This is a genomic window from Rhabdochlamydiaceae symbiont of Dictyostelium giganteum (assembly GCF_964291045.1).
GTDB lineage: Bacteria > Chlamydiota > Chlamydiia > Chlamydiales > Rhabdochlamydiaceae > PALSA-1444.
Genome location: NZ_OZ197277.1, coordinates 277,557 through 302,234, shown reverse-complemented (window position 1 = coordinate 302,234; position 24,678 = coordinate 277,557). Strand labels below are relative to the sequence as shown.

The 24,678-nt window shown below is 39.4% G+C and carries 14 protein-coding genes and 1 tRNA gene; 4 read left to right on the top strand and 11 right to left on the bottom strand.

Going from position 1 to position 24,678, the window contains the following annotated elements; translation table 11 throughout:
* Window positions 1-73: 73 nt before the first annotated feature.
* Window positions 74-1,489, bottom strand: coding sequence for a decarboxylating NADP(+)-dependent phosphogluconate dehydrogenase (gene gnd, locus ACI7T6_RS01090; RefSeq protein ID WP_404665755.1), 1,416 nt, complete (start codon window positions 1,487-1,489; stop codon window positions 74-76).
* A gap of 37 nt (window positions 1,490-1,526) precedes the next feature.
* Between gnd and ACI7T6_RS01085 the strand changes: the two genes are divergently transcribed.
* Window positions 1,527-1,599 (top strand) — tRNA-Arg (locus tag ACI7T6_RS01085).
* Between the two features lie 91 nt (window positions 1,600-1,690).
* Here ACI7T6_RS01085 and ACI7T6_RS01080 read toward each other — a convergent pair.
* The 10 genes from ACI7T6_RS01080 to ACI7T6_RS01035 form a co-directional block, all read right to left on the bottom strand.
* Entirely contained in the window at window positions 1,691-2,410 is a 720-nt protein-coding gene (locus ACI7T6_RS01080) for an N-acetylmuramoyl-L-alanine amidase (RefSeq protein WP_404665754.1), read from the bottom strand.
* Between the two features lie 6 nt (window positions 2,411-2,416).
* On the bottom strand, window positions 2,417-3,868 hold the full coding sequence (locus tag ACI7T6_RS01075; RefSeq protein WP_404665753.1) for a UDP-N-acetylmuramoyl-L-alanyl-D-glutamate--2,6-diaminopimelate ligase: 1,452 nt from the start codon (window positions 3,866-3,868) through the stop codon (window positions 2,417-2,419).
* Window positions 3,865-5,850 (bottom strand): peptidoglycan D,D-transpeptidase FtsI family protein, encoded by a 1,986-nt coding sequence (locus tag ACI7T6_RS01070; RefSeq protein ID WP_404665752.1) that lies wholly within the window; start codon window positions 5,848-5,850, stop codon window positions 3,865-3,867. The genes ACI7T6_RS01075 and ACI7T6_RS01070 overlap by 4 nt, the downstream gene beginning before the upstream one ends.
* 9 nt (window positions 5,851-5,859) lie before the next feature.
* On the bottom strand, window positions 5,860-6,234 hold the full coding sequence (locus tag ACI7T6_RS01065) for a hypothetical protein (RefSeq protein WP_404665751.1): 375 nt from the start codon (window positions 6,232-6,234) through the stop codon (window positions 5,860-5,862).
* Window positions 6,231-7,154 carry a 16S rRNA (cytosine(1402)-N(4))-methyltransferase RsmH gene (gene rsmH / locus ACI7T6_RS01060; protein ID WP_404665750.1) on the bottom strand — a complete coding sequence of 308 codons (924 nt, stop codon included), beginning with the start codon at window positions 7,152-7,154 and terminating at the stop codon, window positions 6,231-6,233. Before rsmH ends, ACI7T6_RS01065 begins: the two co-directional genes overlap by 4 nt.
* Window positions 7,138-7,638 (bottom strand): division/cell wall cluster transcriptional repressor MraZ, encoded by a 501-nt coding sequence (locus ACI7T6_RS01055; protein WP_404665749.1) that lies wholly within the window; start codon window positions 7,636-7,638, stop codon window positions 7,138-7,140. The genes rsmH and ACI7T6_RS01055 overlap by 17 nt, the downstream gene beginning before the upstream one ends.
* 607 nt (window positions 7,639-8,245) lie before the next feature.
* Window positions 8,246-11,278, bottom strand: a complete 3,033-nt coding sequence (locus ACI7T6_RS01050) for a tetratricopeptide repeat protein (protein ID WP_404665748.1) — start codon at window positions 11,276-11,278, stop codon at window positions 8,246-8,248.
* A gap of 190 nt (window positions 11,279-11,468) precedes the next feature.
* Complete coding sequence (locus ACI7T6_RS01045) at window positions 11,469-13,475, bottom strand: tetratricopeptide repeat protein (RefSeq protein ID WP_404665747.1); 2,007 nt, start codon at window positions 13,473-13,475, stop codon at window positions 11,469-11,471.
* 782 nt (window positions 13,476-14,257) lie between these two features.
* Window positions 14,258-21,442, bottom strand: coding sequence for an NEL-type E3 ubiquitin ligase domain-containing protein (locus ACI7T6_RS01040; RefSeq protein WP_404665746.1), 7,185 nt, complete (start codon window positions 21,440-21,442; stop codon window positions 14,258-14,260).
* Window positions 21,443-21,773: 331 nt separating this feature from the next.
* Window positions 21,774-22,136, bottom strand: a complete 363-nt coding sequence (locus ACI7T6_RS01035) for a DUF488 domain-containing protein (protein ID WP_404665745.1) — start codon at window positions 22,134-22,136, stop codon at window positions 21,774-21,776.
* 206 nt (window positions 22,137-22,342) lie between these two features.
* Between ACI7T6_RS01035 and ACI7T6_RS01030 the strand changes: the two genes are divergently transcribed.
* The 3 genes from ACI7T6_RS01030 to dnaA are packed head-to-tail and all read left to right on the top strand — an operon-like array spanning window position 22,343 to window position 24,560.
* Window positions 22,343-22,804 (top strand): DUF5399 family protein, encoded by a 462-nt coding sequence (locus ACI7T6_RS01030; RefSeq protein ID WP_404665744.1) that lies wholly within the window; start codon window positions 22,343-22,345, stop codon window positions 22,802-22,804.
* Between the two features lie 5 nt (window positions 22,805-22,809).
* The gene (locus tag ACI7T6_RS01025) at window positions 22,810-23,205 is read left to right on the top strand and encodes a type III secretion chaperone (RefSeq protein ID WP_404665743.1); all 396 of its coding nucleotides are present in this window, start codon (window positions 22,810-22,812) and stop codon (window positions 23,203-23,205) included.
* 23 nt (window positions 23,206-23,228) lie between these two features.
* On the top strand, window positions 23,229-24,560 hold the full coding sequence (gene dnaA / locus ACI7T6_RS01020; RefSeq protein WP_404665742.1) for a chromosomal replication initiator protein DnaA: 1,332 nt from the start codon (window positions 23,229-23,231) through the stop codon (window positions 24,558-24,560).
* Window positions 24,561-24,678: the final 118 nt, after the last annotated feature.

Sequence of the window (24,678 nt, the reverse complement as noted above, 5' to 3'; positions counted from 1 at the left end):
ATAACGAGGTCATGATTAGTGTGAGCACTAATCCTAAATAACAAAGTTTTTTCATAGTGTACTCCTTTTTTCGCTACGAAGAGCTCCACTCTGTGTGGAAAAATTCTCCTCTTGGCTTATCTATCCGCTCATAGGTATGAGCGCCAAAAAAGTCTCTTTGAGCTTGGATTAAATTTGAGGGTAGCTTCGCTGTCGTATAGCCATCAAAAAATGCTAAGGCAGAAGAAAGAGCAGGAGCTGCCACCCCTGCTTGAATGGCAAGGGATACTGCATCTCTCCACCCTTGTATGCACTCTAAAATCTCTCCTTGGAAAAAGCTATCTAAGAGAAGGGAGGCAAGATCTTTCTTCTTCGCAAAAGCGTTTTGAATTTGGCCTAAAAATTGACTTCTGATAATGCAGCCGCCTCTCCATAAAAGCGCAATGGTCTCATAATGAAGCGTCCATTTCATCTCATGAGCTGCTGCTTGCATGAGCATAAACCCTTGCGCGTAGCTGACAATTTTTGAAGCGTAGAGCGCCTGCATCACCTGCTCAGTAAAGACTATTTTATTCACAGAGATCTCTTTTTTAGCTTTGCTATAAAGCAAGGAAGCCTCTTTTCTTTCTTCTTTTAAAGAAGAGAGATATCTTGCAAACACAGACTCTGCGATAAGTGTCACAGGAATGCCAAGTTCCAGCGCGTTAATCCCTGTCCATTTCCCTGTTCCCTTTTGCCCTGCCACATCTAAAATGGACTCTAATAAAGGCGCGCCGTTGATGTCTTTTTTCTTAAAAATATTAGCTGTAATTTCAATGAGATAGCTGCTCAGTTTCCCTTGATTCCATGTAGAGAAAATTGTACTTAGCTCATCTGTTGTGCATCCGCCTACATCTTTTAAGAGTTGATACGCCTCAGCAATCAGCTGCATATCCCCGTATTCAATCCCATTATGGATCATTTTCACATAGTGCCCAGAGCCCCCGTCTCCTACCCAATCAGCGCAGCTTGCCCCGTCATCTGCTTTAGCAGCGATCTTTTGAAACATCTCTTTTACAAAAGGCCACGCCTGAATATTACCCCCTGGCATCATCGAAGGGCCGTGACGCGCGCCCTCTTCTCCTCCTGATACACCCATACCGAGGAAGAAAATCCCTTTTTCTTCTAATGCTTTCACACGTCTTTCTGTATCGCTATAAAGACTATTGCCCCCGTCAATTAAGATATCACCAGATTCTAGAAAAGGGAGGCAGTCATCAATGAGGGCATCTACAGGAGCGCCCGCTTTGACCATGAGCATCACTTTACGAGGCCGCTTAAGTTTGAGGAAAAATTCTTGAAGAGAATGCGCACCTATTACATCAGAGCCTTTCGCTGTTCCTTCCATAAATTCATCTACTTTAGAGACAGTCCGGTTATACACGGCAACGGTGTATCCATGGTCATTTAAATTTAAAACAAGATTCTGTCCCATGACAGCTAAACCAATTAATCCAATATCTGCTTCCATAGATTCCTTAATAGTCGTAGAATAAAATGCATCTTAAGTCCTCGTAGCTCAGTGGATAGAGCGGTCGCCTCCTAAGCGACAGGTCGCGCGTTCAATTCGCGCCGAGGACGAACCTTTTATCATACTGCGTCTTTACGATAACTGCACAGGGAAAAATCAGAAGAGATCATATTCTTCTTCTCTTAAAAAGACTAAATTCTTTTAAGGAGATGCTTTGAAATAAGAATCGATGCCTTGAGCAATCCCTCTTGCAATCTTTTCTAAATACAGACGGTCTCTTAAGCAAGATCTCTCTTTAGCATGTGTCATAAATCCCCCTTCCACTAATACAGAAGGCATCACGGTCTCCCGTATCACATGAAAATTGCCCCGTTTGACCCCTCTTGATACAGCTTTAGTGTGCCCTGTAATGCCGTAAAGAATGGCATTTCCTAAAAATCTTGAACTCTTCGTCCGTGTCAGATTGGGAGGGCCATAGTAAAACACCTCCACACCTTGAGCCTCTTCTGAAGGAGAGGTGTTGTAGTGAATGCTCACAAAAAGATGCGCTTTTGTTTGATTGGCGATTGAGACTCTTCTGGAAAGAGGGATAAACACATCTTTACTTCTTGTTAAAATGACGCGGTACCCCATCTCTTCTAGGTTTTTTCGGACCATGAGCGCTGAAGTGAGTGTTAATCTTTTTTCCATCAGATAGCCCACTTTTGCCCCTTCATCTCCTCCCCCGTGACCTGGATCAATAATCACTAAAGGTTTTGCATGTTGAGGGACGGTGTTAAGGAAACGGGATGGGGTTTTAAAGGATTGAGATTTCACTGAAGAATAGGCTTGAGATCTTGTTAGAGGGGAGCCTTCTGAAAAAAGAGGGAGAATCCAAAGAAGAATAAAGCCCGCAAGACGCATGGGAAAAGAGTGTATCATATTGTTTTAACTGCGACAAGCCTCCTGTGCAATGAGGCAGTCATCAAAACTCACCGTTCGGTAGGCAAAGACCTGGGTTTTTTCATGTCCCTTCCCAGCAATCAAGATAATATCTTGCGGTTTTGCAAGACGCACGGCCTCATAAATGGCTGCCTTTCTATCAAGCTCTACAATCATTTTCTCTGGAAACGTGCACCCTTTAAGCACTTGACTTGCAATCTCTCTTGCATCTTCTTTGCGGGGGTTATCGGTTGTTAAAATAGCAATATCTGACCCCTCTTCTGCAATTTTCCCCATGAGAGGCCGCTTAGAAGCATCCCTATCCCCTCCGCATCCATAGACAGTGATGATACGCCCCTTGTCTTTTAACTCCTGAAGCGTTTTTAAAACATTTTCTAAAGCATCAGGGGTATGAGCGTAGTCCACAAAGATCGGAAGTTTTTTAACATTAGGAACACGCTCTAGCCTTCCAGGAATCCCTTTAAATTCTGCTAAAGCGAGCTTCATATCCTGAAGAGTTAACCCCTCTATTAAACACGCTGTGAGGGCTGCTAAGATATTATAGACGTTAAATTTTCCAATGAGCTGTGTCTTAAAGGTCTCTTGCTCCCCCTTCCAGGTGACTCTAAATTCCATCCCTTTAGCGCTCATGATCAGATGAGAAGCTTTTAGAGTTGCTGCTTGATCAATTCCATAAGAATAGATGTGAGCCCTACACCCCTTGATCATAAGAGAAGAGTAAGAATCATCTTGATTAATGATGGCAAAAGAAGAAGAGCTTAACCTCTCAAAAAGAGACGCTTTAGCTCTTGCATAGTCATCTAGGGTTTTATGGTAATCTAAATGATCTTGAGAGAGGTTCGTAAAAATCGCTGTATGCATATCTACTCCCTCAATGCGGTTTTGAGATAAAGCATGCGAAGTCACTTCGATTGCCACATAAGTCTGACGTGCTAAAACCATGTCTGAAAACAGGCGATTGAGCATCATGATATCAGGGGTTGTATGGGTGGGCGTATACACCTTAGACCCTGCTGACCACTCAATGGTTCCAATGAGCCCGCACCCTTTTTTGGCTTTTTCTAAGAGATACCTGATGAGATACGTGACAGTCGTTTTTCCGTTAGTGCCTGTCACCCCCATGATTTTCAGTTTTTTGGCCGGGGTATCATAAAATCTCTCGGTTAGGATTCTCTCTAAAAGAGCTGGATGGGGATGGATGAGCTGCGTGATGCCTTCTAAAAAAGGGTGATAGTTTTGAGATAAAATGACAGAGGCTCCCCCTTGAAGCGCCTCTTTGATAAAATTAGACCCATCAAAGCTCTTGCCTTGTTTCACAAGAAATAAAAATCCTGGCCCCACATTCTTAGAGTTTGCAGAAATTCCCTTGATCATGGCGTCTTTATTCCCCCGAATTTGAAGGGAAGGGATATCTTTAATAAGGATTTTGAGTTTCATGCGGGGTTCCACTCATGATACAGTTTTTTGAGATCGTTCACCTCTTTCATCCACGCATCGTTATGGGGATCATCAGGAGGCGTGCCGAGATATTGCAGCGCTCTTAACCCAATTTCTCTAAAACAAGGAGCTGCGCACACCCCTCCATATTGATTCTTGCCCACTCCTGGAATGTATTGATAAGCTGGCTCATCAATCACAATCGAAAGCACAAATTTTGGTTGCTCGATAGGTGCAAATCCAATAAAAGTTGAGATGTGATCTTTTTTAGAATACACACCTGCTACCACTTTTTCTGAAGTGGCTGTTTTTCCAGCTTCTGTATAACCTGGGATATCAGCGCGTTTAGCGGTACCGCCAAGCTTTGTCGCATACCGCATCCCGTTAATCACTTGTCTTACAATATCTTCATCTAAAATACGGATGAGAGGTGTTTGAGGACGCTCTACTACAACTTTTCCTGTATGATCTGTAATTTTCTTAATGAGAGTGGGTGTGACTAAATGCCCCCCATTGGCAAAAATGGCATAGCTTCTTACCATCTGCAGGGTATTTGTTAAGATATTGTGTCCCATAGCAAGAGAATAAGGCGTAGATTTGGACCACTCAGCTCTTCCATTGGGGTGGAGTTTTCCAGGTCTTGGCACAAGTCCTGGACTCTCAGCTGGAAGCTCAATCCCTGTCTTTAGCCCGAGGCCAAACACATCTTCTAGCATTTGCCGGTACCATGCATCTCCATACGTCTCAACCACTTTTTGAATCGCTTTTGCCATGTACACATTAGAAGACTTTTGAAGCGCCATATCAAAGTTCAAATACCGGTGGCGGCTTAAGTCTTGAAGAGGTTTACGTCTTCCTGGAAAGAGGGTGGGAGTTGATTCCACTTTGGCTTTAGGAAGAAAAAGAGGCGGCTTACCCTCTAATTTTCTTCTTGCATTAGCTTGAAGAGCAATCGCAAGTGTAATAGGCTTCATCGTAGAGCCTGGCTCAAAAGGGACTGTGATGGATTTAATGAGAGCAGATTCCCGTTTTACGGGATCTATAAAGTAGTCTTTATATTTTTCTGGCTCAAAAAATGGATATTGAGCAAGAGCTAATACCTCTCCTGTATAAGGATCCATCATCACAGCCCAGCCACTTTTAGCCTCAGCTGTGATCACAGCTTTTTTAATCTCCTCTTCTGCAATCGCTTGCAAATGGTGATCAATGGTTAAGTAAACATGCGATCCATGCTCTGGCTCTTTAACAACTTCCCCTAAGTCTAAATGTTGTTTAGGAGACCGTAAAAAAACCCGCTTGCCGTCTTCTCCTTTTAAGTAGTGATTTAAGGAAAATTCTAAGCCTCCTGTTGGAATGCAGGTGTAAGAAGCTGGCTCTCTTTCTGATCGAATGGTGTGTAACACCTGCCCTAGCAGTTTTCCAAACGGGTAGGATCTTTTGTAGTCTTGGATAAAAAAAAGCGCGTGCACAGGAATTTTATGGAGCTTAGCATACGGTTGCCACCAACTTAAAAACTCTTTCTGAGCCTCTTGCTTCATCCAAAGGACAAGTTTTCGACTGCGACTTTGTTTAAAAAGCTGCTCTTGCAGTTTGGCAATACCTGGTGACACATCCCCTAAAATACGGTGGATGTTATCCGCAATCACTTTTTTATGCGCTTTAGGAATACTTAAAGGATCGGCATATAAGTGAAACCTTGCAACATCAATCACAAGCGGTTGATCTGTTTCTGGATGCCCCTCTCGAAGTGTGGTATTAGCATAAAAAAGGCCCCTTTTATGCGGCTCTATGACAGAGCAAAAATGTTGCCTTCCCGCTGCTTTTTTCCACTTGTCCCCTTCAATGATTTGAATGCGGTAAAACTGCAAAATGAGGAGCGTGAAGAGAAAGAATAAAAAAAGAGCAATAATGATGAGCCTCTTCAAATCTTTCAAGCCAGGCTTTTTGTTTGAAGAGCCGGTTTTTCCTCTTAAACATGTCATGAGGAAAAACTATTTAGCTCCGATGACAATGGAGGGTCTTGAAAAAGAAATAACATCTTTTTCTTCATACGTAGAAAGCTCAACAGCTAGCCCCTCTTGCATTTTTGTAATATGGTGCGTAAAGGGAAATTTGAGATGCGAGTAGTGAGGTGCTTGCGCAAGGTAGATGAGATGTTCGGGATTTTCAAAGCATCTCACTTGATAATGCAGCTCTTCGTTTTTCTCATGAATCTTTTGGATCTCTTTCACAAGATGAGGTAGCTTCATTTTAATCGCTGTGCAGGCATTTTGTTTTTGCAAATAGATATGCGCGGTAAAACCTATAAGCAAGGCACCTGAAATCAACTGACAAAGAAGGGAAAAAGAGACAGCTCTTGCATTCATAAAGCAGCAATTTTCTCCGCAAAACGCATTTTTGCACTTCTTGATCGTGGATTTTTTTTCGCTTCTTTAAAAGAAGGCATCCACGGCTTTTTTGTGAGGAGGTTTAAAAACCCTTTTCCTGTCTTACTTTTGGGCTTAAAGCAAGCAGAGCGGAACATATTTTTCACAATACGGTCTTCTAAGCTATGAAAAGCAATGGTTCCAACTCTTCCTTGAGGGGTCAAAAAATCTAGCGCTTTTTTAAGCCCAATTTCAATTGCTTCAAGCTCTTGATTCACAACGATACGAAGCGCTTGAAAAACAAGCGTTGCAGGGTGAAGTTTTCCTCCTCGTTTAAACGCAAGTGCCTCTGTCATTAAAGAAGAAAGCTCTTGAGTTGTCTCGATGGGTTTGTTTTTTCTTGCGCTGATAATCGCTCTTGCAGCTTTTCTCCAGTGAGGCTCTTCCCCAACTGTTTGAAAAATTTCCCCTAGCTTCTTTTCGGAATAGCTATTCACGACCTCTTTAGCAGTCAGCTGTCCATCCGGATCCATTCTCATATCTAATGGACCTTCTCTCATAAAGCTAAAACCTTTCTCACCTTGATCGAGTTGCATAGATGACACTCCAAAATCAAAAAAAAATCCGTTAACCCACTCAACATTTCTGGCTTTTAAAACCTCATCAAGATCTTTAAAATTTGCCCGGACAAATTCCACTTTATCTTTCCAAGGAGTTAGCCGCTCTTTTGCAAGTTCAAGAGCCTCTGGGTCTTGATCACAAGCAATATACCGCTCAATTTCTGGATGCGCTGACAAAATCGCCTCCGCATGTCCACCAGCTCCTACAGTTCCTTCAAAAAAAACTGGCAAGTGGCACCCTTCAAACCCTTTTAAACACTCTTCTAACATCACAGAGGTGTGTTTACGCTTCTGATTCATGCTCCCCTTCTTCATCACTTAAAAGAGCAAAAGCATCCTCAATGAGCGTACTTAACGTTTCTTGAGACTCTTTTGAGCCAAATGTAAGGCCAAGGTTTGATTCATAACGGTCTTTTGGCCACAGCTCAATCTTATCTAAGACGCCTGCAATGACGATTTCTGTATCAATTCCAACTGCTTTTTTGAGCATGGGAGGAAGTAAAACACGTCCTACAGAATCACAAGAAGTGGGATAGAGCATGGAAAAAAATAGAGTGAAAAATTTTTGATATTTAGCGATGTGTTGTTTGGAACGGAATTTATCAATGATTTTTTGAATATCGCTTTTGCGGTAGATGGCAAGACACCCTCCAAGCCCAAGAGCAATGGTAAACTCAAGTTCTCCCTCTTCTACGAGCCCAAAGCGAAACGATTGGGGCAAGACGAACCTACTTTTCCCATCAAGTTTAGCATCATGACATCCACTGAAGAAGAATTGTGACATTTTTTTCCACGTTTTCCCACAATTTAACACTTAAATGCTCAATTCTTCAAGAACTTCATGTAAAATGGGTTAAAATAGTGTTCTAAGTTTGGTTAAGTGTCTTATTATAAGCGTATTAAAAGAGGATATCAAAAGTGGGATTTTGTGGGAAAATAAGTCCTTAAAAAAGGAAAATCACCTAAAAATATTTTTTTATGATAATCGGAAAATGTTTTTGGAAAAAAAACTTAAGGAAAGAAGGCTTTTGATCAGGAAAAAAGAGGCTCTTCCCGCAAAAAATGGGATGATGCTTTCAACTATTTTCTATAACATACATAAAAGAGAAAAGGCTCTATTTGAAGAGAGCCATTGAGCTTGAGTATCATTTACTATCGAAAAAAAATATTTTTACATTTTTTTTAAACTTAAGATTTTGAAAGAGAGAAAAAAAATAATAATCATTAATCTTTTCTTGCAATGTAAGAAATGATTATATTATGACTTACTCTCTTTTAAAGGGTCACCTGCCCCTATGAGTAGCTAGCTTTTTATCTCTAGAGGGAAAGATCCACTTAACTCTACTGATCATGGGGCTTTTTGCGCGCCCCTTCATATTTTATTTTTTCATCTATCTCTTTTTAGATGGCCCCATCATCTGGCGAATATCTCTCATACATTCGGCAGTTTTTCTCGTAGACCTGGCATATTTCCCTAACGCCTTCTCCTTGATCTTGTATGCATTTGTAAGCATGCTATACCCCTCTTTGCCTCTTCCTAACCACGAGAGCACCTTTCCAGCAGATTGGTAACTTCTTGCCGTATAAAGACTCTCTTCTCCTTTTATTTTTTGATAAATAGAAAGCGCCTTTTGACTCATTTCAAGCGCCTCTTCTAATCGATCTAAATATTTGAGATTTTTTGCAATCATGAGATAAATTTCTGCCGCAATACAACCCTCTTCCCCTAACACTTTTTGCTGGATTCTTAGCGCTTTTTTATTCACTGCAAGCGACTCTTCTACTTCACCTAGTTTCAATAAAATATACCCTAATTTTTGATAATTCTTTAACGTAAAAATAGTCTCTTCTCCTATATCTTGATCGCTCTCTGCTATTAAATGACTCTCTTCCTCTACTATTTTTTGATACATATAAAACGCTCTTTGACCCATTCCAATTGCCTCTTCGAATCGACCTAAATCTTTGAGATTTTTTGCAATGATGAGATAAATTTCTGCCGCCGTATAACTCTCTTCTCCTAACACTTTTTGCTGGATTCTTAGCGCTTTTTCACTCATCGCAAGCGACTCTTTTGCTTTACCTAATTTAAATAAAATATATCCTAAATTTTGATAATTTTTTAACATAGAAATGGATTCTTCTCGTAGAATTTGAAGCTTAATCTTGAGGGATTTCTCATTCATTTCAAGGGAGTATTCTAATAATCTCTGCTCTAAGGCAATGTCTCCTATAGCTTGATAAGTGTCTGCTGTAGAAAGAGAATTTTCTCCTAGCACCTTTTGCTTAATACTTAAGGCTTTGTGACTCAATGTAAGCGCCTCTGGAAACTTTCCTAATGCGTAAAAAATTAATCCTATATCTTGATAACTCTCTGCTGTTAAATGGCTCTCTTCTCCTACTGTTTTTTGATAAATAGAAAGCGCTTTTTTGCTCTCTATCAAGGCTTCTTGAAATTTATCTAATTTTCGAAGAATTGATCCCATTTTTTGATAGCTCTTACCGATCAAAGGACTATCTTCCCTAGTAATTTTTTGCTTGATATTTAAAATTTTTTTTGAGATTTCAAGTGCCTCTTTATATCTCTCTAAATCTTCAAAAACCTCTAAAATCATTTGATAAGCCTCTACTGTAAAAATAGACTCTTCTCCTAGCTCTTTTTGATAAATATGAAGCGCTCTCTCATGCATTTCAAGTGCCTGTTCTAACCGATCTAACTCATAGAAAATAGTCCCCATGTTTTGATAGCTCTCTGCTGTAGAGATAGAACTTTCTCCTAACACATTTAGTTTGATTTTTAACGCCTTCTCACTCATTTCAAGCGCCTCTTCTAGCTGATCTAATTCATAGAAAATAGCTCCTATAGCCTCATAACTCTCTACTGTATAGTAACTCTTTTCCCCTAACAAATTTTGCTTAATCTCTAACGCCTTTTTGTTCATATTAAGAGCTTCTTCTAACTGACCAAGCTCTTGAAAAATGGCTCCTAAAACTTGATAGCTTTCTGCTGTAGAGATAGAGTCTTCTCCTAGAACTTTTTGAAAAATCAAAAGCGCTCTCTTACTCATCTGAAGAGCCTCTTCAAATCTTTCCAAATTTATGAAGATATCTCCCATCATTTGATAGCTCTCTGCTATTAAATGACTCTCATTTCCTAATATGTTTTGATAAATATTTAGCGCTTTTTCACTCATGTTTAGAGCCTCTTTAAATTGGCAAAGAGAATAAAAAGCATATCCCATGGCTTGATAGCTTCCTGCTGTCAAAAGAGAGTCGTATCCAAATATTTTTTGATAAATATTTAGCGCCTTCTCACTCATTTCAAGCGCCTTTTCACCTCGTTCTAACTGATAAAAAATAAATCCTAGCTGATGGTAATTCTCTGCTGTATAGCATGAGTTTTCTCCTACCACTTGGCGCCTGATCTCTAGAGCATCTTGAGCATATTTTAGGCTATGATCAAAAAGATCTAGTTTTTCATACAAGTCACTTAAATTCAGGAGAAAAGCGCCTTTTCTTTCTAGCGAAAAGAGCTCTTCTGTTCTATCTTTATAAAGGAGTGCTAAAGCATGCACTTCATACTTTATTAAGAGGGTGTCATCTTCTTCCCCCATCTCTTTTAACCAACTGAGCTCTTTTTCTAAAACTATCGTCAGTTCAGATAAAATGTGTTTTTTCTCATTCAAGGTGATTTGATGTCTCATACACTCTTGAATCTGTGAAGACATGTGATAAACTAGGGTATTATTTTGATGAGAGCTGATGAGAAAACAATCACTTAGATGCTGTAAAGCATGATGGAGCCCCTCTTGATTCTCCCCACCAAATAAAGACGCCCATGTTTCAAGGAGGTGAAGAGGAATACTCTCCTCTCCTAAACAGGCCATTATTTTGATAAGGGATTGAGCTAATCTGCCCTCTACCTTGTTTTTCATACCCTCTAATGTAATATGCGCTGTTATTAAAATAGATGTTTCTAAAGGGGAGACCTTGGGGCTATTTTCAGGAAGACATTTTGCCTGATAGTGGTTCATGAGAGCGTGATACGCTTCAAAAGATATCTTTTCTTCTTGAATATACCTAGCTGCTTGAGCTATCAATAAAGGAAAATACCCGAGCTTCTGGACAATCTGTGCGCCGCTATCTTGATCACTCTCTTGGTAAGGACGCCCTATTTTTAGAAAAAGATCATTAAGTGCCTCTTCAGGATTTAAAGCAGTCCAGTTGAATTGATGAAGCTCTTCTTGCTCTATAGCTTTATCTTTTCTTTTCATCAAAACTGACTGCGTAGCTATTTGCTGTAATTGAGAGGGAGATTGTATAGAGGGCTGCTGTGAAAAATGCACCTGCGTCATACTAAGATCTTGATCATAGTTTGCTATTTGCTGAGGCTCTAATCTATGTACCCTAGGGGAAATGCCCATGTATTTTTCTCCAATTAAAAATTCCACCCTTTAAAATACATGAAAAAGCAGATAGTTTGTAAGTGTGTTAGAGCATTTTTTTTAAGAAGATGCTGTTTAAAGTGCTCATTTTTTCATAAAAATGCAAGTGCCTGTAAGAATCGCTAAAACTTAAAAGGCACTTTTACTTGAATATCCGCTGTCTAAAAATTTAGTGACTCTTTTTGTCTAATCTCTCCCCAAGGCTCTGCAATCCATCTGCTATAAACGCTAAGCCTCTAATCACCCATGACCACCGTCTCATTTTTTCTAAGTGCTGGTATCTTTCTAAGGCTTGTTTAGAATCTTTTCCAAGCACTTTTTGATAAATCTGAACTACCTTCTCAAACATTTTAATTCCTTCTTCACGCCTTCCTAATGCGATCAAGATAAGTCCAATAGAGTCATAGCTTAAGGCTGTATATAGAGAATATTCTCCTAATAGCTGTTGTTTAATCTGTAATGCAATCTGGCACATTTTAAGCCCCTCTTCTCGCCTTCCTAAATGATTAAGAGCTTCTCCAACAGCTTCATAACTCTCTGCTGTAATACAAGAATTTTCTCCCAGTACTTTTTTTTTGATGCGCAAACTCTTTTCACACATCTCTAACGCCTCTTCAAATCTCCCTAGGCTGCCTAATATAGATCCAACGGTTTCATAGCTTTCTGCTGTATAATGAGAGTACTCTCCAACAATTTTCTGATTAATCTCTAATCCCTTCTCCCCTATTTTTAAAGCCTCTTCCTTCTTTCCTAAGACATTTAAAATGGTTCCTATAAATTCATAACACCCGGCTGTATAGCGTGTTTCTTCTCCTCCTATCTTTTGAGAAATGTGTAAGGCTTTCTCTCCCATTTTTAGAGCCTCTTCCCATCTCGAAAAATTCGATAGAGATTTTCCCATTTGTAAATAGGTATCTACTGTATGATATGTTTCTTCTAATTCATTTTGATGAATGTGTAACGCCTTCTCCCCTATTTTAAGGGCTTCTTCAAACCTTCCTAAATTTTTGAGAGATTTCCACATATCTTGATAAACTCCTGCAGCCTGAATAGAGTCTTCGCCATAGATTTTTTGATAAATCAGTAGCGCCCTCTCGCTCATCTTCAGCGACTCTTCTAGCTTCCATAAATTTTTAAGAATTTGCCCTATTGCTTGATAACTCTCTGCAGTAAGATCAGCATATTCCCCATAGAGTTCTTGCCTCATCTTAAGCCCTTCTTGTGCGTAGTTTAAAGCATGATCATAAAGGCTTAATTTGTAATATAAATGGCTTAGGTTAATGGTAAAAGCGCTCTTTCTTTCTAAAGAAAATTCCTCTTGAAATGCACGGCTTTTCATAGAGGATAAAGCGTGAGCTTCGTATCCAATCAAAAAGCTCCTTCTTTCCACATTTTTTTCTTTAAAGGCAATCAATTTTTTCTCTACAAGAGAAATAAGCTCTGATAAATATTCCTGCTCTTCGTTAGAGGTGAGTCCATGCTTAATGCAGTGTTGAATCCTTGGAGAAATCACATAATAAGGAGCTTCTTTTTCACTAGATTGCTTAAGCGTAATCAGGGAGTAGGCTGCTAGACGCTCTAAGGATCTCGTAATCATTAAGTCTGTAATTTGATAGCTAAATAAAGACATCCATTCTTGAAGAAGAGAAAAACGAATAGGACCTTCTCCTAAACAACTGATTCTTGAGAGGAGTCCTCTATCTAACTGCCCTCCTACTTGCGTTTTTCTCCTCTCTATATTAATTGACCATGTCGTTAAAATTGAGCTCTCTTCCGGAGAAACAAGAATAGATTTTTCCTGGAAAAGTTTAGCTTCATGCTCATTAAAAAGAGCGTGGTAGGCACTAAAAGAACTATTTTCTTCCTGAATATATTTGATCATAGGTGGTATTGCTTGAGGAAGATATCCTAGCTCTTTTGCCATCTGTGCAGCCATTTCTAATTGATCATGACCCAATTCAGATTGAGAAGACAATAGATCTAAAGAGAGCTCTTTTGTCTTTCCTATCGCCTCTTTTGCCACTTCAGTAACTGTCTTGACTGTAACTTCCTCAAGCTGAAAAGGGGGCTCTAAAGAAACTTGCTTTCTAAAAGAGAGAGAAAGAGGATCTGTTTCTTGATATAGACATGATCCATTTTGAGTCTCTACTCTATTTAACCGAGGGGAAATGCCCATATGTGTTTCTCCAGTAAAATATTCATGAAATACAGCAAGAAGGAAATGCCCTGATCAGACGGTTTGATCACGCTTTTAAGTATCCTTAAAGGGATAAAAAACTTCTTTTTTCCTCATTATGAAAATATAGAGATCTATTTTTTTCACCTAACTTGCTAGTTGATAAGCAGTTTTTAATTTCTATGCAAATTATCTTGAAAAAGCCTTTTTTAATGATTTTTTTTGCGTGTTTTTTTAAAAATTCCGTTGTTTTTTACATGGAATTTTATTAGAAAAAGATGCTTTTTCATGTATAAGGGCTATTTTAGGTAACTAGCAAGTTAGGTTATTTTTTTCAATAAATATATTATTTTTTATACCTTTCCTTCTTCTAAAATAAATCTACAAGAAAGATTTTAAGAAGAGGTTTTTTGTCTTCTTACATGAAAGCATAATATTTTTTTAAACTAAGATATGATTTTTTGATTTTCACCGAAACATCCCTTAGCTACTCCGGTTAAAATTCTTAGACAAAAGGTATCGCAAACCGTCTCTTTTTCAGATTGAAAACTATTTTTTTAGTTAATCTGAAACGAATGTTTTCTAAAAATGATTCCTTTATCAATCATTCAGATTGTTCCCAACTGGATCAAAAAAGCCCCTGCAAAGACAACTCAATATCACCTGGCAGGGGAGCTAGAGTTAAACTAGTTATTTTCTGGCTTAACTTTCTTAAGCAGCCTATTATCTTTAATGTCTTCTCGCCCATTTTCCTCTGAAACACCAAAAGAGGGTGGAAGAGCCTAAGGAATATTGATGCGAAAAAGCTGACGGATTGCCACTCTATTACCATATAAATCCACGCCCTCTTCAATATACCTTCGCATAAACGCCTCGTAATCGTACACAGTGCCCTGATAAAGGACAGGCTGTATGGGCGTATCTTGAAGATAAGGACAAACATCTGTGGAAGATAAGGCTCTTTCTACTGTAGGAAGAAGGTCCCACTGCACTATAGAGATTCTTCTTTGATACCTTGTCCAAGGGCCCCATGTAGCTAAAAATACTATGAATGCAGCCTCTGTTACGTCTTGTAACACTTCTCTTCCTAGCCGGTCAATCTCTTCATCTGAAATGGTAACATAGCGCCTAAAGAGCATATTCTTTGTTTCAATCGGAAGATGGAGCATTTCTTGCAACCTTGTATGAAATGCCATATGCACTTCTACTTCATCTACAAACCGAAGAGTCTTGATATATTCTCTGATTTTTTTATTAAGCTCTTCTAACAGGAAAAAGCCTTTTCCAGTAGTTTTAAGCTCTTCCTCTGTGATGGAGGGGCGCTCTAAGTGACAAAGTTTTTGATAAAAGCTAATATCTTCTAACGTTGCCATCACGCGGTCATCACAAGATGCAAGTCCCTGATGGATTAAAAAGGCAGCGTGGTGGCAGAATTTTTCATCTTTGGCCATCAGCTGAAGCATGTTTAGTATCCGCTCTGCAATGGTCCCCCTCGTAGATTGGTTATAATAATCTGCCGTTCCTGTAAGGCGTATCAGAAATTTTAAGAGATTTTCATGATCATATACATCAGTGAGATTTTCATGAAGCTTGTGACACACTTCTTCAGGATCTAGAAGTTTCTCTCCGGATTCTTCTTGCCAAAACTGAACAGCTGGAAGCAATGTGCTAAATTCGATGATGTAATCATCTGTAGCATCTATTGAGAAGTGAAATTGCATCCCTTCGATATTTCGAGTGTCCTCTTCCAATCTTCTCATCACGGCAGGTGAGAGCCCGCATCCTGTCAAGTCCACAGTACGATCCACCCCATCAGAACAGCTGCCTAGAGTTGTAATCCAATTGGGTAAAGATGTTAGATGTGTGCATTCACTTAAATCTAAATCCCCTCCCAGTTTTAAACATTGAGGTAAAACCGTAAGAGCTGTGCACTCATAGAGGCTAAGACCTTCTCCTATTTCTAAATCTTCAGGGAGATGAGTGAGTCCTGTACAATAGGAGAGGTGTAGATTTCCTCTTACTTTAAGCCCTTTAGGTAGAGTAGTAAGAGCTATACACTCAGAGAGATTAAGGCTATTTCCTACTTCTAAATCTTCGGGAAGATGGGTCAGCCCTATACATCCAGAAATATCAATATTTGTATTTATTTTAAGCCCCTTAGGCAAAGTAGTCATCGCTATACACCCCGAGAAATTAAGATTATTATTTACATCTAGATCCTCGGGAATATGCGTGATCCCTATGCACTCAGAGAGGACAAGGCTCCCTTTTATTTTAAGTCTCTTCGGTATTGTGGTGAGAGCTGTACACCCAGCAAGATTCAGATTTCGTTCTAGTATTAAATCTGAGGGAAGATAAGTCAGATTTGTACAATGAGAGAGATCAAGATCTTCCCCTACTTCTAAATCTGTGGTAAGGTAGGTCAGCCCTATACACCCAGAGAGATTAAGGGTCTCCTTTACTTTAAGCCCCTTCGGTAGAGCAATAAAAGCTGTGCAATGAGAAAGATTCAGATCTCCTTTTATTGTCAAATCTTCAGGGATATAAGTCAGATTTGTACAATGAGAGAGATCAAGATGCCTACGTACTTTAAGCTCCTTAGGTAATTTGGTCAGAGCTGTACAATGGGAAAAATCAAGATTATTATCTACATCTAGATCTAAGGGAAGATAAGTCAGCCCGGTACACCCAGAGAGGGAAAGATTTCCCTTTACTTTAAGCTTCTTCGGTAAATTGGTGAGAGCTGTACACTCAGAGAGATTCAGATCTCCTTTTATTGTTAAATCTTCGGGAAGATGAGTCAGATTTGTACAATGAGAGAAATCAAGATTATTCTTTATAACTAGATCTGAGGGAAAATGAGTGAGACCAGTACACTCAGAAAGTTTAAGGCTCCCCTGTACTTTAAGCTTCTTCGGTAAATTGGTAAGAGCTGTGCACCCAGAGAAATTCAGATCCCCTTCTATTGTTAAATCTTCATGAAGATGCGTGAGTCCTGTACAATGAGAGAGATCAAGATCCCTATTTATCTTAAGCTCCTTAGGTAATTGAGTGAGAGCTGTACACCTAGAGAGATTAAGATGATTCTCTATTTCTAGATCTGCGGGAAGGTAAGTCAGCCCTGTACACTCAGAGAGATCAAGACTCCCTCTGACTTTAAGTCCCTTAGGTATTGTGGTAAGAAATTTACATCTAGCAAGATTAAGATCTTTTTCTATGATTAAATCTTTAGGAAGGCAGGTTAGGGCTGTACATCCAGAGAGATCAAGATTTTTGTTTGCTTTAAGCCCCTTTGGCAAATGGGTCAAAGCTATGCATTCAGAAAGATTAAGATCCCATTCTATTTCTAAATTTTCAGGAAGATCGGTCAGCCCTATACACTCAGATAGGTTAAGGTTCCCTTTTATTTTAAGCCCCTTCGGTATTGTGGTAAGAGCTTTACAACCCGTGAGATCAAGATCTTCTCCTATTGTTAAATCTTCAGGAAGATTGATCAGCCCTATACACTTAGAAAGATCAAGATTCCTATTTACTTTAAGTCCCTTTGGTAGAGAGATAAGAGCTTTACAACCCGTGAGATCAAGATCTTCTCCTATTGTTAAATCTTCAGGAAGATTGATCAGCCCTATACAATTAGAAAGATCAAGATTCCTATTTACTTTAAGTCCCTTTGGTAGAGAGATAAGAGCTTTACAACCCGTGAGATCAAGATCTTCTCCTATTGTTAAATCTTCGGGAAGAGAAGTCAGCCCTATACACTCAGAGAGATTCAGGCTCCCTTTTATTTTAAGCCCCTTAGGTATTGTGGTAAGAGCTGTGCACTTAGAAAGATTCAAGTCTTCTCCTACTTCTAAATCTTCGGGAAGATCGGTCAGCCCTACACACTTAGAAAGATCAAGATTCCTATTTACTTTAGGCCCCTTAGGTATTGTGGTAAGAGCTGTGCACTCAGAAAGATTCAAGTCTTCTCCTACTTCTAAATCTTCAGAAAGATCGGTCAGCCCTATACACTTAGAAAGATCAAGATTCCTATTTACTTTAAGTCCCTTTGGTAGAGAGGTAAGAGCTTTACAATCCGTGAGATCAAGATCTTCTCCTATTGTTAAATCTTCGGGAAGATCGGTCAGCCCTATACACTCAGAGAGATTCAGGCTCCCTTTTATTTTAAGCTCCTTAGGTATTGTGGTAAGAGCTGTGCACTCCGAAAGATTTAAGTCTTCTCCTACTTCTAAATCTTCGGGAAGATCAGTCAGCCCTATACACTTAGAAAGATCAAGATTCCTATTTACTTTAAGTCCCTTTGGTAGAAAGGTAAGAGCTTTACAACCCGTAAGATCAAGGTTTGCTTCTATTGTTAAATCTTCTATAAGAGAAATCAGCCCTATACACTCAGAGAGATTAAGGCTCCCTTTTACTTTAAGCCCCTTAGGTATTGTGGTAAGAGCTGTACACTCAGAGAGATTAAGACTCTTTTCTACTTCTAGATCTGAGGGAAGATTCGTCAACCCTACACACTTAGAGAGATTAAGGTTCTCCTTTACTTTAAGCCCCTTAGGTATTGTGGTAAGAGCTGTGCAATGAGAGAGATCAAGATCTTCCCCTACTTTTATATCTTCAGGAAGAGAGGTGAGATTTGTACACCCAGAAAGGTTAAGATCCCCTTTTACTTTAAGCCCCTTCGGTAGAGTAGTAAGAGCTGTGCACCTAGAGAGATTAAGATTCTTTTCTACTTCTAGATCTTCTGAAAGATCAGTTAGTCCTATACATTCAGAGAGGTTAAGATCCCCTTTTAATTTAAGCCCCCTCGGTAGAGTAGTAAGAGCTATGCATCCAGAGAGATTAAGACGCCCTTTTACTTTAAGCCCCTTCGGTATTGTAGTAAGAGCTATGCACTCAGAAAGATCAAGGTCTCGTTCTACTTCTAAATCTTCGGGAAGATTGGTCAGCCCTATACACTCAGAGAGGTTAAGAGACCCTTTTACCTTAAGCCCCTTCGGTAGAGTAGTAAGAGCTGAGCACTGAGAGAGGTTAAGATCTTCTCCTATTGTTAAATCTTCAGGAAGATGAGTCAGCTTTGTACACCTAGAGAGGGTAATGTCCCTTTTTATTTTAAGCTCCTTCGGTAAAGTGATTAGAGCTGTACACCCAGAGAGATTAAGATTATTTTTTACTTCTAGATCTTCTGAAAGAGAGATCAGCCCTACACACTCAGAGAGGGTAAGACCCCCTTTTACTTTAAGTCCCTTTGGTAGAGTAGTAAGAGCTATACAACGAGAGAGATTAAGATTTTTTTCTACTTCTAGATCTTCTGAAAGAGAGATCAGCCCTACACACTCAGAGAGGGTAAGACCCCCTTTTACTTTAAGTCCCTTTGGTAGAGTAGTAAGAGCTATACAACGAGAGAGATTAAGATTTTTTTCTACTTCTAGACCTTCTGGAAGATCGGTTAGCCCTATACACTCAGAGAGGTTAAGATCCCCTTTTATTTTAAGCCCCTTCGGTAAAGTAATTAGAGCTGAGCACCCAGAGAGGTTAAGATCTTCTCCGACTTTTATATCTTCAGGAAGAGAGGTCAGCTTTGTACATTCACGGAGATTAAAATCCCTGTTTACTTTAAGCCCCTTAGGTATTGCATTAAGAGCCATACACTTAGAGAGATTAAGATTCTTCCCTACTTCTAAATCTTCGGGAAGATTGGTCAGTCCTACACACTCAGAGAGGTTAAGATTCCCTTTTATTTTAAGCCCCTTAGGTAGAGTAGTAAGAGCTGAGCACTCAGAGAGGTTAAGACCTTCTTCTACTTTTATATCTTCAGGAAGAGAGGTCAGCTTTGTACAGCCACGGAGATTAAGATCCCCCTCTATTTTAAGTCCCCTCGGCAGAGTAATAAGAGTTTTACAACTCTCAAGATTAAGATCTTGTCCTATTTCCAAATCTTCAGGGAGATGAGTTAGTCCTATACAATAAGAGAGGTTAAGACTCCCCTTTATTTTAACCCCCTTAGGCAGGGTAGTAAGAGTTTTACACCTAGAGAGATTAATATCTTTTTCTACTTCTAGGTCTTCGGGAAGATCCGTCAGCTTTGTACACTCCTGGAGATTAAGACTTTCCTTTATTTTAAGCCCTTTCGGCAGGGTAATAAGAGTTTTACAACCCTCAAGATTAAGATCTTGTCCTATTTCCAAATCTTCAGGGAGATGAGTCAGCCCTGTACACTCAGAGAGATTCAGATCTCCTTGTATTTTAAGTCCATTCGGTAGAGTAGTAAGAGTTTTACACCCAGAGAGATTAAGATCTTGTCCTACTTCTAGGCCTTCGGGAAGATAGGTCAACTTTGTACACTCCCGGAGATTAAGATCTCCTTCTATTTTAAGTCCCTTTGGCAGAGTAATAAGAGTTGTACAACCCTCAAGATTAAGATCTTGTTCTATTTCCAAATCTTCAGGGAGATGAGTCAGCCCTGTACAATAAGAGAGGTTAAGACTCCCCTTTATTTTAACCCTATTAGGCAGAGTAGTGAGAGCTTTACACCTAGAGAGATTAAGATCCTGTCTGACTTCTAGATCTTCAGGAAGATCCGTCAGCTTTGTACACTCCCGGAGATTAAGATCTCCTTCTATTTTAAGTCCATTCGGCAGAGTAATAAGAGTTGTACAACTCTCAAGGTTAAGATCTTGTCCTATTTTTAAATCTGAGGGAAGTTGGGTCAGTCTTGTACACTCAGAGAGATTCAGATCTCCTTGTATTTTAAGCCCCTTCGGTAGAGCAGTAAGAGCTGTACATGCAGAGAGGTTAAGACTAAATTCTACTTCTAAATCTTCAGGAAGATGTGTCAATCCTGTACAATAAGAGAGATCAAGGTCCCCTTTTATTTTAAGTCCTTTTGGTAGAGTAGTAAGAGCTTTACACTCACGGAGATTAAGATCTTTTTCTACCTCTAGGTCTTCGAGAAGATCGGTCAGTCCTATACAATAAGAGAGATCAAGGTCCCCTTTTACTTTAAGCCCCTTAGGCAGAGTAGTAAGAGTTTTACACTCACGGAGATTAAGATCTTGCCCGACTTCTAGATCTGAGGGAAGGTCCTTCAGTCCTATACACTCAGAGAGGTTAAGACTCCCTTTTATTTTAAGCCCCTTTGGTAGAGTAGTAAGAGTTTTACACTCACGGAGATTAAGATCTTGCCCGACTTCTAGATCTTCGGGAAGAACTGTCAGTCCTATACACTCAGAGAGGTTAAGACTCCCTTTTATTTTAAGCCCCTTTGGTAGAGTAGTAAGAGTTTTACACTCACGGAGATTAAGATCTTGCCCGACTTCTAGATCTTCGGGAAGAACTGTCAGTCCTATACAATAAGAGAGATCAAGGCCCCCTTTTACTTTAAGTCCCTTAGGCAGAGTAGTAAGAGCTCTACAGCTGAAGAGCTTAAGATCTTTTTCTACCTCTAGATCTTCGGAAAGATCCGTCAGTCCTATACAATAAGAAAGATCAAGATTCCCTTTCACTTTAAGCCCCTTAGGCAGAGTAGTAAGAGCTCTACACTCACGGAGATTAAGATTTTGTCCTATTTCCAAATCTTCAGGGAGATGAGTGAGTCTTGTACAATAAGAGAGATCAAGACTTCCCTTTACTTTAAGTTCCTTTGGTAGAGTGATAAGATCTGTATACTGAGAGAGGTTAAGATCTTTTTCTACTTCTAAATTTTTAGGTAATGAGATGAGAGATCTATCATCAAAACAAAGTGAGCCTTCTATCTTAATATTTTTTGATTGCAAAAGGACAAAGGCCTGAATATTAGAAGAGTCAATGGTTACATCGCCTTGAATTACAATATCATGAGCAATACCTTCCAAACTTGTTAACTGATGTAACTCTTCTGCTAAAAAGGTTTGTCTATATTCTATATCATGAAAATCCAATGAAGGATTAAGAGGAGAATAAGGGGAATTTTCAATATTTGAAATACGCATAAAAAACCTTATGTTGTTAATGAATGCCTCTTTTTAATCACAATTTTGATAGGAAGTGAAAATACAGAAAAAGAATAAATAAGAGCGGTGTGACTTTAAGGAGCTCAAACTTATCTCATAAGAGCTTTTTTTTGTACATATGATCTTGTTTTTCTTACCTAGAAGCATAGGACAAAAATCTCATGCACTTGAAGCTGCTAAGCCCTATTTTAGATCCAAAAAGAACAAGGATTTTTTTCCAAGAACTTTATCTAAAAGAATAGAGAGCCCTATCTGTTTTGAAGAGCTATTGTACTTTAAAGATGCCTACTACTCTCTTACCTTTAAGCCGCTAAGAAGATAGCTCTTCTAAGTAGCTTTTTAAGATTTTAGCATGAAAATACACAGGGTCTTTAGCGGCATAGAGTAAAATGACCGTATTTGCATGTAAGGCTGCTTCTTTTAACCGCTCTTTTGCCTCTTTCTCATGAGCTTTCAGCTCTTCAAGATACTTGATTTGAAATGCGTCCCATTTTGCAGCTTCATGATGAAACCATTTTCGAAGAGAAGGTGAGGGTGTTAGCTCCTTCCACCAGCCATCTAGCACAAGCTTTTGCTTGGATATCCCTCTTGGCCATAGACGGTCTACAAGAACTTTATACCCTTCTGTAGGATCGTGATCATAAACACGGCGTAGCTCAAATGTAAGATCCATAGCGCTCCCCTTATTTTCCTGAAGAATTTTTACTCAGTTATATCTTAAAAGAGCCTATTTTTCTATGACCTAGATCTGGCTCTTTTCTCTAAAAAAATTAAGAGTTGCGATAAAAAGGGATTGTCGTTAAAAACAAAAGAAAACCTATAGGCATGGTAGAAAAGAGATTATCGTGCTAAACTAAGCCTACTTTTAAGGATTTAGTTGTGACAGACCCAAAAACAGTAGCCAATCTTCCTCTTGATGTTTCCATTCGTTGGGCAGAAGACCAACAACTGCTTCAAGAATCAAGACCGATCATTCAAGATTCTCAATTTGCTTCTTCCCATGCCCAATTTGATACGGCATTTCCTTCAAAGCAAGCTGAGGTTGTTGCTTTATTTGATCTTTTTAAACTCCATCCTTCATGGGCAACGTTTAAAATGCCTCCCGATTTTACTAATCTACGCCGCCGCATTTTCCGCTCTAAGCTCGCCTCTTTTATCGGCACCGAAGAGCAGCAAGAGACGGTGATGGCAAGACTTTTAGATGCTGTAGGAGATGAGGAAGATCAACCTGTATGGGAAGAAGAAAAAAACAACTTAATCCAAGTTTTGAACCTTCTCCACCAACTGAATAAAGATTTACTAGATATTACCTCTCGTTGTAAACAGTATCAAAAGGGATAAGGTGTATGAGCTCTATTGAATGGACAGATATTTTAGGGTGGAATGAAGAGGCCATTGAAGATTTAAGAGGGCTTGGATATGCCTATCTTAAGCAAGGAAAATACAGTATCGCAGCCTCTCTTTTTGAAGCGATTCTCACGTTAAAACACCACACTAATTATGATCTTCAAACGTTAGGTGCGCTTTACCTGGAAATGGGAAAAAATTTTCAAGCGCTTGATATGATCGAAAGAGCGCTAAAAATGGATCCTTATCACGCAGAAACCCTTCTTAACCGGGTGAAAGCGCTCTTTGCTTTAGGGTTTCGAAGGCAAGCAGCAGATCAAGCACAAGCTCTTTCTCAAGATGCAAGTTCTCTCATTGCAGATCAAGCTTCTGCGCTTCTTCTTGCTTATACATAGAGTTTCATGGTAAAACTTAAGGCATGTTTCCAAAAAGTAGTTCTGAGATATGGTTAAATTTTCTTTCCTTTATGGAAGAGAAATGTTCTGCTGCTGAGTTTCAAAATTGGCTAGCTCCAATTCAAGCAGATACGCATCCATCAGGAGAGCTTCTCCTTAAAGTTCCCAACATCTTTGTTCAAGAGTATCTCCTTCAAAATTATAAAAGAGATCTCCTAGGATTTATTCCCACAAGACCTAATGGAGAGCTAGCTCTTCATTTTACGGTGATTGAAGAGACCTCTAAACCCGTTATTCCTGTTAAAGAGGTTCTCCCCCCTTCTCACCATCCGATTTTAAATCCTCTCTACACATTTGATCACTTCATTGAAGGCCCTTCTAATCAATTTGTGAAATCAGCAGCTCTTGGAGTGGCCGCTCACCCAGGTAAATCTTATAACCCTCTTTTCATTCATGGAGGAGTAGGTCTTGGAAAGACGCATCTTCTTCATGCAGTAGGGCATGCTGTTGCCAAAAGTCATAAAAAACTTAAAGTCCACTCCATTACAACTGAAGGATTTATTAACGATATCGTCGATAACCTCAAAAAGAAGTCAATGGATAAGATGAAAAGATTTTATCGATCGTTAGATATTCTTCTTGTCGATGATATTCAATTTCTGCAATCACGCCTGAATTTTGAAGAAGAGTTTTGTAATACGTTTGAGAGCCTCATTCAGCAAAATAAACAGATTGTGATTACAAGTGACAAACCTCCCTCTGAGCTTAAACTCTCAGAGAGGATGATTGCGAGAATGGAGTGGGGCCTTGTCGCTCACATCAGTATTCCTGATTTAGAAACACGTGTTGCGATTTTACAACATAAAGCCGATTTAAGAGGCATTAGACTCCCCCATTCGATTGCGATGTTCATCGCTCAACACATCTTCCACAACGTAAGACAATTAGAAGGAGCGATTAATAGGCTCTCTGCCTTTTCTAGACTTTTCAACAAAGAAGTCACCGAAGAAATTGTGGAAAAAACTTTAGGTGAGCTGTTTCAAAAAAACCCGCAAAAACGGGTTTCTGTCGAAAACATCTTAAAATGCGTGTCTGCGATCTTTGAAGTGAGAGTGAGTGATCTGAAAGGGTCAGGAAGAACAAAAGATATTGCGCTCCCCAGACAAGTGGCGATGTATCTTGCTAAAGAGCTGATGACAGACTCTTTAATGAAGCTCTCTTCTGCTTTTGGAGGAAAAACACACTCAACGCTTCTTCACTCATGGAAAAAAATCCGGGAGCAAATTGAAAAAGATGACAGTTTACGCCGCCAAGTGGAAATCGCCAGACGGAATTTAGAAGATAAGCCGTCTTAAACCCTTTACTTCACACTCTCTTGGTAAATGAAGATCCCTATTTCATACTATGTTTAATGATTTTCTATTTGAGCAAAGAGTTATTTTCAGACATCACTTTTGAATACTCAACGCTTCT